General features: G+C 63.5%; 13 protein-coding genes. 8 read left to right on the top strand and 5 right to left on the bottom strand.

What is annotated here, in order from left to right; all coding sequences use genetic code 11:
• Nucleotide 1: 1 nt before the first annotated feature.
• The gene (ligD, locus tag GR158_RS06620; RefSeq protein WP_160870639.1) at nucleotides 2-2,554 is read right to left on the bottom strand and encodes a DNA ligase D; all 2,553 of its coding nucleotides are present in this window, start codon (nucleotides 2,552-2,554) and stop codon (nucleotides 2-4) included.
• A gap of 2 nt (nucleotides 2,555-2,556) precedes the next feature.
• Entirely contained in the window at nucleotides 2,557-3,408 is an 852-nt protein-coding gene (locus GR158_RS06615; protein ID WP_160870448.1) for a Ku protein, read from the bottom strand.
• Nucleotides 3,409-3,530: 122 nt separating this feature from the next.
• On the opposite strand from GR158_RS06615, the gene GR158_RS06610 reads away from it, so the two are divergent.
• The 8 genes from GR158_RS06610 (at nucleotide 3,531) to GR158_RS06575 (ending at nucleotide 12,872) form a co-directional block, all read left to right on the top strand.
• On the top strand, nucleotides 3,531-4,226 hold the full coding sequence (locus tag GR158_RS06610; protein WP_160870447.1) for a DUF72 domain-containing protein: 696 nt from the start codon (nucleotides 3,531-3,533) through the stop codon (nucleotides 4,224-4,226).
• Nucleotides 4,226-4,798, top strand: a complete 573-nt coding sequence (locus tag GR158_RS06605; RefSeq protein WP_160870446.1) for a DNA-3-methyladenine glycosylase — start codon at nucleotides 4,226-4,228, stop codon at nucleotides 4,796-4,798. The genes GR158_RS06610 and GR158_RS06605 overlap by 1 nt, the downstream gene beginning before the upstream one ends.
• A gap of 245 nt (nucleotides 4,799-5,043) precedes the next feature.
• The gene (kdpF, locus tag GR158_RS25600; protein WP_370340835.1) at nucleotides 5,044-5,130 is read left to right on the top strand and encodes a K(+)-transporting ATPase subunit F; all 87 of its coding nucleotides are present in this window, start codon (nucleotides 5,044-5,046) and stop codon (nucleotides 5,128-5,130) included.
• Between the two features lie 14 nt (nucleotides 5,131-5,144).
• Complete coding sequence (gene kdpA / locus GR158_RS06595) at nucleotides 5,145-6,854, top strand: potassium-transporting ATPase subunit KdpA (RefSeq protein ID WP_160870445.1); 1,710 nt, start codon at nucleotides 5,145-5,147, stop codon at nucleotides 6,852-6,854.
• A gap of 10 nt (nucleotides 6,855-6,864) precedes the next feature.
• On the top strand, nucleotides 6,865-8,916 hold the full coding sequence (kdpB, locus tag GR158_RS06590) for a potassium-transporting ATPase subunit KdpB (RefSeq protein WP_160870444.1): 2,052 nt from the start codon (nucleotides 6,865-6,867) through the stop codon (nucleotides 8,914-8,916).
• 2 nt (nucleotides 8,917-8,918) lie between these two features.
• Entirely contained in the window at nucleotides 8,919-9,488 is a 570-nt protein-coding gene (gene kdpC, locus GR158_RS06585; RefSeq protein WP_160870443.1) for a potassium-transporting ATPase subunit KdpC, read from the top strand.
• 7 nt (nucleotides 9,489-9,495) lie between these two features.
• Entirely contained in the window at nucleotides 9,496-12,183 is a 2,688-nt protein-coding gene (locus GR158_RS06580) for a sensor histidine kinase KdpD (RefSeq protein ID WP_160870442.1), read from the top strand.
• Nucleotides 12,183-12,872, top strand: a complete 690-nt coding sequence (locus tag GR158_RS06575; protein WP_160870441.1) for a response regulator — start codon at nucleotides 12,183-12,185, stop codon at nucleotides 12,870-12,872. The genes GR158_RS06580 and GR158_RS06575 overlap by 1 nt, the downstream gene beginning before the upstream one ends.
• Before the next feature lie 39 nt (nucleotides 12,873-12,911).
• Here the strand turns inward: GR158_RS06575 and ehuA are convergent, their stop codons facing one another.
• The 3 genes from ehuA to ehuC are packed head-to-tail and all read right to left on the bottom strand — an operon-like array spanning nucleotide 12,912 to nucleotide 15,058.
• On the bottom strand, nucleotides 12,912-13,691 hold the full coding sequence (gene ehuA, locus GR158_RS06570) for an ectoine/hydroxyectoine ABC transporter ATP-binding protein EhuA (protein WP_160870440.1): 780 nt from the start codon (nucleotides 13,689-13,691) through the stop codon (nucleotides 12,912-12,914).
• Nucleotides 13,688-14,380 (bottom strand): ectoine/hydroxyectoine ABC transporter permease subunit EhuD, encoded by a 693-nt coding sequence (gene ehuD, locus GR158_RS06565; protein WP_134646682.1) that lies wholly within the window; start codon nucleotides 14,378-14,380, stop codon nucleotides 13,688-13,690. Before ehuD ends, ehuA begins: the two co-directional genes overlap by 4 nt.
• A 12-nt stretch (nucleotides 14,381-14,392) precedes the next feature.
• Nucleotides 14,393-15,058 (bottom strand): ectoine/hydroxyectoine ABC transporter permease subunit EhuC, encoded by a 666-nt coding sequence (ehuC, locus tag GR158_RS06560; protein ID WP_134646680.1) that lies wholly within the window; start codon nucleotides 15,056-15,058, stop codon nucleotides 14,393-14,395.
• Nucleotides 15,059-15,102: the final 44 nt, after the last annotated feature.

Below are 15,102 nucleotides of genomic sequence, written 5' to 3'. Positions count from 1 at the left end.
ATCAGGCCTTCTGCTTTGAAGCCTTCAACGGCCGGGCGGCCTCGGTGAAATCCGCCCATGGATCAGCCTTTAGCGACTGGAGACGGGTCGGTGTGTTGTCGACCGTGAAGTAGGCCGGGCCGATATCGGGGCTGAGTTCCTCCCAGGCCAGCGGCATGGAAACGGCGGCACCGGGCCGGGCTCGGGTCGAGTATGGCGCGACCGCCGTCATACCGCGCTGGTTGCGCAGGTAGTCGATCAGGATTTTTCCGCGGCGCTTCGACTTGGTGATGGTCGAGACATATTTGCCGGGGCTGTCTTTTGCCATGGCATCGGCGATGCCCTTGCAGAATGCCTTGACGGCCGGCCAGCGCGCAGACGGCTTGAGCGGTGCACAGACATGCAAACCCTTGCCGCCGGAGGTTTTTACGAAGGCATTCAACCCGGCCGCTTCGAGGCGCTTTCGCGTCTCCTCTGCAGCGTCGATGACAGCCTGCCAGTCGACGCCTTCACCGGGATCGAGATCCATGATGATGCGGTCGGGCCGCTCCCAGTCGGCGAGCGTCGAGCCCCAAGGGTGGATTTCAAGCACCGCAGCCTGAACGAGACCCATCAGGCCGTCGAGCTCGTTGATGGCGACATAGGGCTCGTCGTCCTTTTCCGCGGGGTCCTGCACCTGGAGAATGTTCGCATTGATGCCCTTCCAGACATGTTTCTGGAAGAAGGTCTGCCCATCGATGCCGCTCGGCGCGCGCAGGAGCGCGAGCGGGCGGCCGACGATATGCGGCGCGATATAGCGCCAGACCTCGGTATAATAATCCGCGAGCCCTTCCTTTGTGACGCCTTCTGCCGGCCAGTAGACCCGGTCCGGATGCGTGAGGCGCACGGTACGGCGCTGCGGCTTTGGCGCTTTCTCCGCCTTGGCTTTCGTCGACTTGGGCATCTCGGCAACGACCTCCTGTGCGGGCTTGTCTTCCCTCAGACCGCGGAAGGATGCGTGCCGAAGGTGGCCATCGGCCGTCCAGGCCCGGAATTCCACCTCCGCCACCAGCTCGGGCCGCACATAGCGGGCCTGGCGCGCCTCCTCCGCCGTCAGCTTTCGTCCGAACGGGCTTTCCTCCGTCCGCAAGCGCGAGAGACGCTTGAAGATATCCTCCGCGACGAGTGCGGAAAACCCCGTGCCGACACGACCGACCGGCTCCAGCTTACCCTTCTTGTAGACGCCGAGCACCAAGGACCCGATCGCCTTGCGGGAGACGGTGGACGGCACGTAGCCGCCGATGACGAACTCCTGTCGGGCCGAGCATTTCGATTTGATCCAGCCCTTGCTGCGGCCGGCCCGATAGGGCGCATCGCGCAGCTTCGATACCACGCCCTCCAGACTGAGGCGGCACGCATGGCGTAGAACGAGCGCGCCATTCTCGTCGAAATGGCCGCTGTAGCGCAAAGGTCCTTCTGTTCCCATGACGAGCTTTTCGAGCAGGCTTTTGCGTTGCTCAAGCGGCAGACGGGTCAGGTCGTACCCGTCGAGATAGAGAAGATCGAAAAGATAGAAGGTGAAACGATCGTCGCGGCCCGCGCTGAGATCGGCTTGCAAAGCGGAAAAATCGGATGCGCCGGCGCCAGTCTCGACGACAAGCTCGCCATCCAGGATGGCCGTACCGACAGGCAGGTCCCGCAGGGCATCCGGTACGGCCTTGCCGAATTTCTTCGTCCAGTCGAGGCCGCTGCGGGTGAGCAGCTTGACTCGGCCCGCCTCGATGCGGGCCTGAAGGCGATATCCGTCGAACTTGATCTCATGCAGCCATCGCTCGCCGGCCGGCGGCGCGCTGGCGAGCGTTGCCAGCGTCGGCGGCAGGAAATCCGGCAGTGTCGCCTTGCGCGCGCCCTTGATATCGGATGGGTCCGGCGCCGGCTCGGCCGTGTCCTCCCGCGTCGCGGTCTTTTTTTGCGTTTTCGCTCCCGATGGCTTCCGGATACGCCCGGTCTTCGACGACCACCCGGGCTCCTCTCCGGCGACATCCGCGATCTCGCGTCCCGTTTTCACCGATTCAGGCCGCTCCTCGAGCAGGTCGTCCTGGCCTTCAGGCATGGCGAATTCGTCATTGCCCTTGATCAGCAACCAGTTTTCGCGCTTCTCGGCGGGTTTGCCGTGCATGCGCACGAGATGCCAGCGCCCGTGCAGCTTTTCACCGTCGAGCGTGAATTCGAGATGTCCCTTTGCATAGGCTTTTCGCACGTCGCCGATCGGCTCCCATGTGCCACGATCCCAGACGATGACGGTGCCGCCGCCATATTCACCCTTGGGAATGGTCCCTTCAAAGTCGCCGTAGTCGAGAGGATGATCCTCCACATGCACGGCAAGTCGTTTTTCGGTCGGGACCAGGCTCGGACCCTTCGTCACCGCCCAGCTCTTCAGCACGCCGTCCATTTCGAGGCGAAAATCATAGTGCAGCCGTGTGGCATCGTGCTTCTGGATGACAAAACTGTTGCCGCCCGTTCGCACCTTCCTGCCGCGCGGCTCCGACGTGGCCTTGAAATCCCGCTTCTGCCGATAGACATCCAGCGTCGCCATGCTCATCCTGCCTTCCGACGGCCCGCCGCCGGTTTGCGCGCGGCCGCAGGCTTCTTCGTTTTGCGTTTTGCCGGTTTCTCGCCCTTGCCTGCGCTCTGGCGAAGCGCCTCCATAAGGTCGATGACCTTGCCTTCAGCCTTCGGCTTGACAGGCTTGATCTTCCGTCCCTCGATCTTCGCCTTCACCACCTCCGCCAGCGCCGCGTCGTAGCGATCATCGAAGCCCTTCGGATCGAACCGGCCCTTTTTCGTGTTGATGATGTGTTCGGCAAGCTCCAGCATTTCGCCCTTGAGCTTGACGTCGGGTACATCTGAGAATGCCGCCTCGGCCGATCGCACTTCGTAGTCATAGTTGAGCGTGGTTGCGACAAGGCCCTGGCCCTCCGGGCGGATCAGCACCGTGCGCATCCGTCGGAAGAGAACGGTTTCCGCAAGGGCGGCCACGTTCGACTTCTTCATTCCTTCACGGATCAACGCAAAGGCCTCATCGCCGTGACGGTCGGAGGGCGTGAGATAGTAGGGCTTGTCGAAATACAGGTCGTCGATGTCATCGCAGGCGATGAACGCCTCGATCTCCAACGTCTTGTCGCTCTCCGGGAGGGCGGCCGCGATTTCCTCCGGGTCGAGCGCGATATAATCGCCATCGCCGACCTCGTAGCCCTTCACCTGATCCTCGCGTTCAACGGTTTTGCCCGTCTCGCTGTCGATGAATTCCCGATGAAGCCGATGACTGGTCTTGCGATTGAGCATGTGAAAGGCGATGCGATCGCTGGTCGACGCGGCGGTGTAAAGCGCCACCGGACAGACCAGCTCGCCCACTTTCAGGAAACCTTTCCAGTTCGCTCTCGGCGCCACGCCCATTCTCCAGCTTCGACATCGGCAATGCTGAAGCAAACAGAATGTTCCGACTTCCGCCCGGAACCAAAGCCGCAAATCGGAATTCCGTCTCGCACTTGTGAGGAACAGCGGAGGACGGGGTGCCCTTCATCGCGACAGCAGCGTGGTCCATTCCCAAGACGGTTGCTCAACGATTTCCGGAGACGGGCACCGGCCTGGAACGATATGCCGCCGTCTTTAACGGCGTCGAAATCAACTCAACCTTCTATCGCCACCATCGGGCCAAGACGTTCGAACGATGGGCCGCCTCGGTGCCGGAGCAATTCCGTTTTGCTGTAAAAGTACCCCGCGAGATTACTCATGACGCAAGGCTGCACGACATAGGCGGGCTTTTCGACACGTTTCTGAACGAGATCCAGGGCCTGAACGAAAAGCTCGGTCCGCTCCTGTGCCAGCTGCCGCCAAGCCTCGCGTTCGACGCGAAGACCGCCAATGAAGCCTTTGCTGCCATGCGCCGCAATCACGCGGGTACGATCGTGATAGAACCACGCCACAAAAGCTGGGCGTCGGAGCCGGCAAAAATGCTTCTGCAACGCCATGCCATCGAGCGCGTTCTTGCCGACCCGGCGCCCGTCTGGCCGGAAACCGGTTTCGACGAGCCTCCGAAATATGTGCGATTGCACGGCACGCCGAAAATCTACTATTCCAGCTACAGCGAGGCAGACATCAGGCGCTTCGGCAAACGCCTCGACGAAGACAGCTGGTGCGTCTTCGACAACACGGCGTCCGGCGCCGCCATCGAAAACGCGCTGACGATGCGGGATCTTTTGAATTGATGGTCTTGGACGAACATTTCTTCGCACGCGACGTGCTCACGGTCGCGACCGACCTGCTTGGGGCGGACCTGCAAATCGACGGGGTCGGCGGGATCATTGTCGAGACGGAAGCCTACCATCGGGATGATGAGGCGTCGCACAGTTTCAGGGGGCCGACGGCTGCGAATGCAGCGATGTTCGGCGCGCCGGCGCGCGCCTATGTCTATCGCTCCTATGGGCTGCACTGGTGCCTGAATTTTGTCTGCGAGGAGGGCAGCGCCGTGCTCATCCGCGCCCTGGAGCCGGTGCATGGCATCGAGACAATGAGAGCACGCCGGGCTGTGAGCGAAATACGAAAGCTGTGCGCTGGCCCCGGAAACCTGTGCAAGGCGCTCGGCGTCAGCAGCGATATGAACGGGCTTTCCGTTCTGGCCCCTCCGTTCTCCGTGGAACTGCCGGCCGCCGTTCCCGCAATTACGAGCGGCGTGCGTATCGGCATCAGCAAAGCCGCCGAGCGGCCGTGGCGCTTTGCGGTGACGGGATCACCTTATCTCAGCAAGCCTATCCGACCTAAACGGACCGTCACGGGCTGACTGTTGCGCCCCCCTGGTTGGCAATGGTGTAACGCGTGAGCGCTCGCCAAACCGTCCTTATGTTTTCTTTATTTCCGCCGCCGGACTTCCCAATCGAAGCCTGAGCCGTAAGGCGCCTATCCTGCTCCTGCATCAACAGGAGACACTGATATGTCCGATCTCTTTTTTATCGCGCTTGGCGGAGGCACCCTTCTCGTGCTTGCGCTCTATGCCCGCGCGCTCGGCCGGCTTTGAGGAAGGCGACGATGATTGAACCTCTCTTCGGCTTTCTTGTCGCCGTCGGCCTCGGCGCCTACCTCGTCGTGACGCTGCTGCGTCCCGAGCGTTTCTGATCGGGAGTAGATCCATGACAACAGTCGGATGGCTGCAGATCAGCCTCCTCTTCCTTGCCGTCCTCTTCGTGATCAAGCCGCTCGGGCTCTACATGGCGCGGGTCTTCAGCGGCGAGCGGACCATTCTCTCGCCGGTGCTCGGGCCCATCGAGGGGGGCTTCTATCGCATGAGCGGGGTCGACCCGAACAAGGAGCAAGGATGGCTCGCCTACACCCTTGCCATGCTCGCCTTTTCGCTCGCTGGCTTTCTCGCACTTTACGCCATGCTTCGGTTCCAGGCCCATCTGCCGCTGAACCCGCAGGGTTTCCCCGCCGTTCCCGCCGATCTCGCCTTCAACACCGCCGTTTCCTTCGTCACGAACACCAACTGGCAGAACTATGCCGGCGAGACGACGCTCAGCCATTTCAGCCAGATGGCCGGGCTCACCGTCCAGAACTTCCTGTCGGCGGCGACAGGCATGGCGCTCGCGGTTGCCTTCACCCGGGCGCTCGCCCGCTCCAAGGTCACGACGCTCGGAAATTTCTGGGTCGATATGGTCAGGGCCACGCTTTACGTGTTGCTGCCGCTGTCCATCGTGGTCGCACTCACCTTTGTCGCCATGGGCCTGCCGCAGACACTCGATGCCTCGGTGACGGCCCGGACACTGGAGGGCGCAAACCAGGTCATCTCGCTCGGGCCGGTGGCCTCGCAGGAAGCGATCAAGCAACTCGGCACCAATGGCGGCGGCTTCTTCAACGTCAACGCGGCGCATCCCTTCGAGAACCCCACCGCCTGGTCGAATTACCTGAATATCTTCGCCATGCTGTCGATCTCGGCGGCCCTCGTCTACAGTTTCGGCCAGATGGTCGGCAATCGCCGGCAGGGCTGGGCCCTGATCTCGGCCATGGCGATCCTCCTGATTGCCGGCGTCACCGTCACCTACTGGGCAGAGGCGCAGGGCAACCCCATCCTGACTGCGCTCGGCGTCGACCCGGCTCTCGGGAACATGGAAGGCAAGGAAGTCCGCTTCGGTCAGGCCATGACCGCGCTCTATGCGGCGGTGACCACCGGCCTTTCGGATGGTGGCGTCAACGGCATGCACGGCTCCTTCACGGGCCTCGGCGGCCTGGTGCCGATGTTCCTCATGCAGCTTGGAGAGGTACTGCCCGGCGGTGTCGGCTCGGGCCTCTACGGGATGCTGGTCTTCGCGCTGCTTTCCGTTTTCGTGGCCGGCCTGATGGTGGGACGCACGCCGGAATTCCTCGGCAAGAAGATCGAGGGACGCGAGATGACGTTCGCCATGCTGGCCGTCCTGATCCTGCCACTGGTGATCCTCGGCTTCACCGCCATCTCGGCGATGCTGCCTTTCGCGGTGGCCAGCATCGGAACAGCGGGGCCGCACGGGCTGTCGGAAATCCTTTATGCCTATACCTCGACGGCGGGCAACAACGGCTCGGCCTTCGGCGGGCTCACCGGAAACACGCCCTGGTACAACACCACGCTCGGGATCGCGATGCTGCTTGGTCGCTTCGCCTATGTCGTGCCGGTCATGGCAATTGCCGGATCGCTTGCCGCCAAGGTGAAGGCCCCGGCCTCGGCCGGCACCTTCCCGACCGACGGCCCGCTCTTCGTCGGGCTCCTTATCGGCATTATCCTCATCCTCGGTGGCCTGCAATTCTTCCCTGCACTGGCGCTCGGCCCCGTTGTCGAACACCTCGCCATGCTCGCCGGCCAGACCTTCTGAAGGAACTCCCATGTCCCAAGCCAACAAGCCGAAAGACCACAGGGCGCCCGGTCTCCTCGATCCGTCGATCCTGTTTCCGGCAATGCGTGACGCCGTCGTCAAGCTCGATCCCCGCAAGCTCCTGCGCAATCCGGTTATCTTCGTGACGGAAGTCGTCGCTGCGGTCGTGACGATCCTTTTCATTCGGGACCTCGCCGCCAATCCTGCCGAGGCCGGCTTTTCCGGCCAGATCGCTGCGTGGCTCTGGTTCACCGTGCTGTTTGCCACCTTCGCCGAAGCCGTGGCGGAAGGTCGCGGCCGAGCCCAGGCCGACAGCTTGAAAAAGACGAAGTCCGATCTCGTCGCCCGCAAGGTTGGCGCAAGCGGGACGACGGAGACGATCCCGGCATCCAGCCTCAAGGTCGGCGATGTCGTGCTGGTTGCCGCCGGCGAGCTCATTCCCGGCGACGGAGAGGTGATCGAAGGCGTCGCCTCGGTCAACGAGAGCGCCATTACCGGTGAATCCGCACCCGTCATCCGCGAATCCGGCGGCGATCGCTCCGCCGTCACCGGCGGCACGCAGGTGCTGTCCGATGAGATCAGGGTGAAGATCACCGTTCAGCCCGGCTCCTCCTTCGTCGATCGCATGATCGCGCTGATCGAAGGGGCCCAGCGCCAGAAAACGCCGAACGAGATCGCATTGTCGATCCTGCTTTCCGGCCTCACGCTGATCTTCCTCTTCGTCTGCGTCGCGATCTGGGGGTTGGCGGGCTATTCCGGAACCGTGCTCTCCGTGACCGTGCTCGCCGCGCTTCTCGTCACCCTGATCCCGACCACCATCGGTGGCCTGCTCTCTGCCATCGGGATTGCCGGCATGGACCGCCTTGTGCGCTTCAACGTCATCGCCACGTCCGGCCGCGCCGTCGAGGCCGCCGGCGACGTCGATACGCTTCTTCTCGACAAGACGGGTACCATCACCTTTGGCAACCGCATGGCGAGCGACTTCCTGCCTGCCCCCGGCGTGACCGCCGGCGAACTGGCGGAGGCCGCCCTCCTCGCCTCGCTTTCCGACGAGACGCCGGAAGGCCGCTCGGTCGTGGCGCTCGCCACCGGCGAGTTCGGTGTCGCCATGCCGAATTCGGCCTTCGATGCCGTCATCGGCTTCACCGCGGAGACGCGGCTTTCGGGCGTCGACATGGGCACGCGCCGCCTGCGCAAGGGGGCCGTCGACGCCGTTCTGCGCTTCGCCGGCCTCACGGAACGGGACGCACCGGCCGATTTCCATAGCGCTGTGGAAAAGATCGCCCGCACCGGCGGCACCCCCCTCGCCGTCGCGGACGGCGAGCGCCTGCTCGGCACCATCCATCTGAAGGACGTGGTGAAGCCGGGGATCAAGGACCGTTTCGCCGCGCTTCGCGCCATGGGCATCCGCACCGTCATGGTCACCGGCGACAATCCGGTGACGGCTGCGGCCATCGCCTCGGAGGCGGGCGTCGACGATTTCCTCGCCCAGGCCACACCGGAGGACAAGCTTGCCTATATCCGCCGCGAGCAGCAGGGCGGCCGTCTCATCGCCATGTGCGGCGACGGAACGAACGACGCGCCAGCGCTCGCCCAGGCGGATGTCGGGGTCGCGATGCAGACCGGCACCCAAGCCGCCCGCGAAGCCGCCAACATGGTGGATCTCGACTCGAGCCCGACCAAGCTCATCGAAATCGTCGAGATCGGCAAACAACTCCTGATGACACGCGGCTCGCTGACGACCTTCTCCATCGCTAATGATGTTGCCAAATACTTCGCCATCATTCCGGCGCTGTTCGTCGCGACCTATCCGACCCTTGATACCCTCAACGTGATGGGGCTCGCCTCGCCCCAATCGGCCATCCTGTCGGCCGTCATCTTCAATGCACTGATCATCGTCGCGCTGATACCGCTGGCGCTGAAAGGGGTGGCCTATCGTCCCTCGGGTGCGGCGGCACTCCTGCGCCGAAACCTGCTGGTCTATGGCGTCGGCGGCCTCATCCTGCCCTTCGCCGGCATCAAACTCATCGATGCCGCCATCAGCGCTCTACATCTGGTGTAACCATGCTCAATCATCTCAGACCCGCCCTCACCCTGGTCGTTGCCCTGACCGTCCTCACCGGCCTTGTCTATCCGCTTACTATCAACACCGTCGCCCAGGCGGTGATGCCTCAAAAGGCCAATGGCAGCCTGATCGATCGCGGCGGCACGGTGGTCGGTTCAACGCTTATCGGGCAGAACTTCACGGCCGACCGCTACTTCTGGCCGCGCCCGTCTGCCACCGGCCCGGATCCGTACAACGCCGCTGCCTCGTCCGGCTCCAATCTCGGCACCACCTCGGCCAAGCTCCGGGATCGCGTCGCAGCCGATATCGCCCGTTTGAACGCCGCAGGCATGCCCTCACCGATACCGGCTGACGCAGTCACGACCTCAGGCTCCGGCCTCGACCCGCATATCTCGCCGGCCTTTGCCGAAGCGCAGGTCGCGCGCGTCGCCAAAGCACGGGGGCTGGAGCCAGCGAGCGTTGCCTCGCTCGTCAAGCAGCAGATCGAAGAGCCGACCTTCGGTATTATCGGCGAAGCGAGGGTGAATGTGCTAGAGCTCAACCTAGCGCTCGATGCGTTGAAGATGTGAGAGCCTGATGGCGGATGACGACCGCAGGGACGCGCGACGTCCCGACCCGGATGCCCTGCTTGCCCTGGCGGAGAAAGACCGTCGGGGCAAGCTCACCGCTTTCCTCGGCGCAGCACCCGGAGTCGGCAAGACCTATGCCATGCTGTCTCGGGCAAGGCGCCTGAAGGCCGATGGTGTCGATGTCGTCGTCGGGCTTGTCGAAACCCACGGACGGAGTGAAACGGCAGCACTGCTCGACGGGCTTGAGGTCCTGCCCAGGCGGCGGATTGCCTATCGCGGACGCATGCTCGACGAGTTCGATCTCGACACGGCACTGGCAAGGCGGCCGCGGATCGTCATCGTCGATGAGCTCGCCCATTCCAACCCCGACGACAGTCGCCATCCGAAGCGATACCAGGATATCGAGGAACTCATCACCGCCGGTATCGATGTCTGGACGGCCTTGAACATCCAGCATCTCGAGAGCCTGGCGGATGTCGTCGCGCAGATCACTGGCGTGACTGTCCGCGAGCGCGTGCCTGACATCGTGCTGAAGCGGGCCGACGAGGTGCTGCTGGTCGATCTTGCGCCGTCCGAACTGATCGAGCGGCTGCGGGACGGCAAGGTCTATCTGCCGGAAAGCGCGAACCGTGCGGTCGACCGCTTCTTCCGCCTCGGCAACCTGACGGCGCTGCGGGAACTGGCTCTTCGCCGCACGGCCGACCGTGTCGATGACCAGATGGTCGACTATCTCAAGCAGAACGCGATCGACGGCCCCTGGGCCACGGCCGAGCGGCTGCTGGTCTGCGTCGGTTCCGACCCGCTGTCGGAAAAGGTCGTGCGAGTGGCAAGTCGCCTCGCCTCCGGGCTCAACGCGCCCTGGCTCGTCGTATCGATCGAGCGGGCCGACCGGGAGGCAGACACGCCGGGGCACGTACAGCGAATCGAGACGCTCTTCCGGTTGGCCGAGCAACTCGGCGCAGAGACGCGCCGCGTGATCGGCAACGACTTCGTCGACGAGATCCTGAAGCTTGCGCGGCGAGAACATGTCACCCAGATCGTGATCGGCGCACCGAAACGCGCCGGCTGGCGGAAGCATGTCAAACAGGCCCTTCCAGAGGCGCTGGCAAACGATGCGGCCGGCCTCGGCATTCACATCGTGACGCCGGACAGCCCTTCGGGCGAACGCATGCGGCGTCCGCTCGCGCTCCCCAGGACGCAGGCGTGGCGACAATCGGCACTGAGCGCCGCAGGTTTCGTCGCGCTGACCGTGCTGCTGGGCAAGACGATCGATCTCTTCGTCGATCTGCCCAACATCTCGCTGCTCTTCCTGCTCTCGGTGCTCGGTGCCTCCGTCACTGGGGGCTACGTCGCCGCATTCCTGGCGGCGGTTCTTTCTGCCCTCGCCTACAACTTCTTCTTCATAGACCCGCAGCGCACCTTCACGATTGCCGCGCCGCATGAAGTCTTTGCGCTTTTCGTGTTTCTGATCGTGGCGATGATCGCGGGTGGTTTCGCCTCCCGCATCCGGCAACAGGCAGAGGTGGCAGGCCTGCGGGCAACCGAGCTTCAATCGCTTCACGACTTCTCGCGCAAGCTCGCAACGACGGAAAAGAGCGAGGATGCGATCTGGCTGGCCGTTTCGCAACTCCAGTCGCGTTTGCGGCGCAACGTCGTTTTCCTGCTTGCCCGGAAGGACGACCTCGGCGTGGCGGCGGCCTGGCCACCGGATACGGACCTTGACGTTACCGACCTCACCGCCGCGCGCTGGACCCACGACAAACGCGAGCCGGCGGGCCGCGGCACCGGGACGCTTCCCAACAGCCGTTTCGAGTTCCGCCCGTTGCTTGGCCCTCACGGCATCGTCGGTGTCTGCGGTGTCGAGCACGCCGACGAGCCGCTCGATCTGAATGCGGAGCGCATGCTGAGCGCCGTTCTCGACCAGACGGCTATCGCTCTCGATCGCGCCCGGCTGGCGGATGAGACGATCGTCCAGGCGGCGCGGCTGGAGGGGGAACGCTATCGCGACGCGCTGCTGTCATCCATCTCGCATGACCTGCGGACGCCCCTCGCCACCATCACCGGCGCCGTCACCGCGCTTCGCGAGCTCGGCGAACGGATGAGCGCGGAGAGCCGTAGCGACCTCCTGCAATCGATCGAGGAGGAAAGCGGCCGGATGAGCCGTTTCGTCGCCAACCTGCTCGACATGACGCGCATCGAGGCGGGCACGTTGAAACCGAAACGGGACTGGATCGACGTCACCGACGTGGTGCAGTCCGCCGTCGAGCGCACGCGCAAGCACGCCCCGGGACAGATCATCGAAACCAGCATTGCGACCGATCTGCCGTTGATACGCGGCGACAGCGTGCTCATCTCGCAGGTGCTGTTCAATCTGCTCGACAATGCCATCAAATATGGTGCCGGGGAGCCGGTGAATGTCTATGCGCGTCGTGAGGGCAAGGATGTCATCATCTCCGTCACCGATCTCGGCAAGGGCATTCCGCCAGAGGACCTGGACCGCATCTTCGAAAAATTCTATCGCCGTGGAAACCCGGACGGGCGCGCGCCCGGCACGGGGCTCGGGCTATCCATCGCGCGCGGCTTCATCGAGGCGATGGGCGGAAAGATCCATGCCGAAAGCCCGGCTCTCAGGAAGCGGGGAACGCGCATCGTGATGCGGTTTCCCGGAAGTGCAGAAGCAAGGGGCAATGCCTGATGAACCAGTCCCGTATCCTTGTCGTGGATGACGAGCCGCAGATCCAGCGCTTCCTGAAGCCCTCGCTGACCGCTGCGGGCTACGAGGTGATCGAAGCCGTAAACGGCGGCGAGGCTCTCAAGTTCGTTGCCACCCAGGCGCCCGATCTCGTGATCCTCGATCTCGGCCTGCCGGACATGGACGGCAAGGCGGTGATCGCGAGCCTCCGGGCATGGTCGGACATCCCGATCGTCATCCTCTCGGCCCGCGACCGCGAAAGCGAGAAGATCGCGGCCCTCGATCTTGGCGCCGACGACTACGTCGAAAAACCCTTTGGCATCGGAGAGCTGACCGCGCGCATCCGCACCGCGCTGCGCCATCGCGGCCGGCAGGACGCTATTCCCAGCGTCATGGACGTGGATGACCTGACGATCGATCCGATCAAGCGGCTCGTCTCGCGCGAAGGCGAGACCTTGCACCTGACGCCCAAGGAGTATGACCTGCTGCTTCTGCTTGCTCGCCACGCCGGCCGCGTGGTCACCCATCGAACCCTGCTGACGAGTGTCTGGGGTCCTGCCCATGGCGAGGACCTTCATTATCTGCGGGTCTTCATCGGTCAGCTTCGCCAGAAGATCGAACGGGATCCGACCCAGCCGCGGATCGTGCGCACCGAGCCTGGCGTCGGGTACCGCATGGCTGAGCCGGATTAATTCACGAACCGTCCGCCAGACGGCGGTCTAAGCATCGTGCTAAGCCAGAACCGACGACAGGAATTCGCGTGTCCGCGGCTCGCGTGGCGCGCCGAATATTTCGTCAGGCGAACCCTGTTCGCAGATACGCCCCTTGTCGAAGAAGCAGACGCGGTCGGAGACCTCGCGGGCGAAGCGCATTTCGTGCGTCACCAGCAGCATGGTCAGGTCATGTTCGTGCGCGAGGCCGCGAATGACCGAGAGCACCTCGCCCACCAGCTGCGGATCCAGTGCGGATGTCGGCTCATCGAAAAGCAGGACCCTCGGGCGCATCGCGAGTGCGCGGGCGATCGCGACGCGCTGCTGCTGCCCGCCGGACAGCTGCGAGGGGTAGAAATCCTTCTTGTCCGCCAGCCCCACCATGTCCAGCAATTGCAACGCACGGCATTCCGCTTCCGCGCGCGCAATGCCGAGAACGCGCAGCGGCGCTTCCACTACGTTGCGCAGCACCGTCATGTGCGGAAACAGGTTGAAGCTCTGGAACACCATGCCGACATGGGTGCGGATCTGGCGCAGATGACGTTCGGACGCCTTGAAGGGACCTTTGCCGTTCGGCTCGTGATAGGACATGCCCGACAATGTCAGCCTGCCGTCCTGAAAGGGCTCGAGCGTCATCAGGATGCGCAGGACGGTCGACTTGCCCGAACCGGACGGACCGATCAGCGTGACCTTTTCTCCCTTCCTGACAGTGAAATTGAAGTCGTCCAGCACCGTCAACGGGCCGAAGCGCTTGGCGACGTTCGAGAATTCGATGATGGGCGCGGTATTATCTTCGGTCATCGCAAGGGGATTCCTGCTTTTGGCAACGCTTTCTGCAGCCGGTGGAGACCGGCCGAGCAGATCAGCGTCAGGAGGAGGAAGATCAGGCCGACGAGCGTCAGCGGAACGAGATATTCGAAGGTGCGTTCGCCGATCATGTTGGCCAGCCCCATCATTTCCATGACGGTGACGACGGACAGGACCGGCGTTTCCTTGATCATCGCGACGAGATAATTACCCATCGCCGGCACGATCCGCGGAATGGCCTGCGGAATGATGATATCGCGATAGGCCTGCATGCGGGTGAGGTTGAGCGCCGTTGCCGCCTCCCACTGGCCGCGCGCCACGGCCTCGATGCCGCCGCGATAAACCTCCGATGTGTAGGCGGCATATTGCAGGCCGAGTGCCAGCGCGCCCGTGAGGAATGCCGGCAGCACGATGCCGAACTCCGGCAGCACATAGTAGAGGAAGAAGAGCTGGACCAGGAGTGGCGTGTCGCGCAGGAACTCCACGATGACAGCCGTCGTCCAGGAGATCGCGATCAGCCGGCTGCGGCGCAGCAGGGCGAAGGCCAAACCGAGCACCAATGCGATGGCAAAGCCCGCCGCAGCCGCCTTCAAGGTGACGGTCAGGCCGATCAGGATAATGGGCAGGATCGAGGTCGTGTAGGTGAGCCACGTCGTCGTATCCCATTCGTATCCGTACATCATCAGATCATATCCTCACGAACGGGGCATCTGCGGGAACGCCTGGCCGCGTCGCACGAGGCGTTCGACCACGCGGATCGCCACCATGAGGACGAGGGACATGGCGAAGTAGCAGAGAAGCGTGATCGAGTAGATGCTCGTGCTATCAAGCGTGATGTTGCGGATCGACTGGGCCGCGAAGGTCAGATCGGCAATCGAAATCAGCGATACGAGCGATGAAAGCTTGAGTGTCTCGATGGCCAGGTTCCCGAAGGCCGGCATCATCTCGACGATCGCCTGCGGCAGCGAGACCCGAAAGAGCGTCTGCAAGCGGCTGAAATTCAAGGCGCGCGCAGCCTCGAGCTGCTGCGTCGAAACGGAGGACAGCGCCCCGCGCACGATCTCCGCGCCGTATCCACCCGCATGGGCCGCCAGCACCAGGATCCCGGTCGTGATCGGATCGAAGCTCAGTCCGACAAGCGGCAGCGCGTAATAAAACCAGAAGAGCTGAACGAGCAGCGATGTGCCGCGAAACACCTCCGTGTAACACAGCGCGATGGTGGAGAGGATTGGTCCTCCTTCCACGCGCATGATGCCGAACACGAAGGCGAGCACCGCGCCGACGGCAATCGACGCGAGCGTGATCGTCATCGTGACGAATGCCCCTTGCCAGAGCATCGGCAGGTAGGCTGTCCAGTCCATGCAGAAGTCTCCCGGTCCTAAGGAGTGGCGCCCGACCGACGACG

It is taken from the genome of Shinella sp. AETb1-6 (genome assembly GCF_009826875.1).
Classification (GTDB): Bacteria; Pseudomonadota; Alphaproteobacteria; order Rhizobiales; family Rhizobiaceae; genus Shinella; species Shinella sumterensis.
This window is presented reverse-complemented; position numbering and strand designations above follow the sequence as displayed.

Excerpts from the sequence above, each read along its gene's own strand:
- ehuC (WP_134646680.1), bottom strand. The coding sequence starts at position 15,058 with ATGGACTGGACAGCCTACCTGCCGATGCTCTGGCAAGGGGCATTCGTC.
- GR158_RS06575 (WP_160870441.1), top strand. The coding sequence starts at position 12,183 with ATGAACCAGTCCCGTATCCTTGTCGTGGATGACGAGCCGCAGATCCAG.
- ligD (WP_160870639.1), bottom strand. The coding sequence starts at position 2,554 with ATGGCGACGCTGGATGTCTATCGGCAGAAGCGGGATTTCAAGGCCACG.
- GR158_RS06580 (WP_160870442.1), top strand. The coding sequence starts at position 9,496 with ATGGCGGATGACGACCGCAGGGACGCGCGACGTCCCGACCCGGATGCC.
- kdpA (WP_160870445.1), top strand. The coding sequence starts at position 5,145 with ATGACAACAGTCGGATGGCTGCAGATCAGCCTCCTCTTCCTTGCCGTC.
- GR158_RS06605 (WP_160870446.1), top strand. The coding sequence starts at position 4,226 with ATGGTCTTGGACGAACATTTCTTCGCACGCGACGTGCTCACGGTCGCG.
- ehuD (WP_134646682.1), bottom strand. The coding sequence starts at position 14,380 with ATGATGTACGGATACGAATGGGATACGACGACGTGGCTCACCTACACG.
- kdpF (WP_370340835.1), top strand. The coding sequence starts at position 5,044 with ATGATTGAACCTCTCTTCGGCTTTCTTGTCGCCGTCGGCCTCGGCGCC.
- kdpB (WP_160870444.1), top strand. The coding sequence starts at position 6,865 with ATGTCCCAAGCCAACAAGCCGAAAGACCACAGGGCGCCCGGTCTCCTC.
- ehuA (WP_160870440.1), bottom strand. The coding sequence starts at position 13,691 with ATGACCGAAGATAATACCGCGCCCATCATCGAATTCTCGAACGTCGCC.
- kdpC (WP_160870443.1), top strand. The coding sequence starts at position 8,919 with ATGCTCAATCATCTCAGACCCGCCCTCACCCTGGTCGTTGCCCTGACC.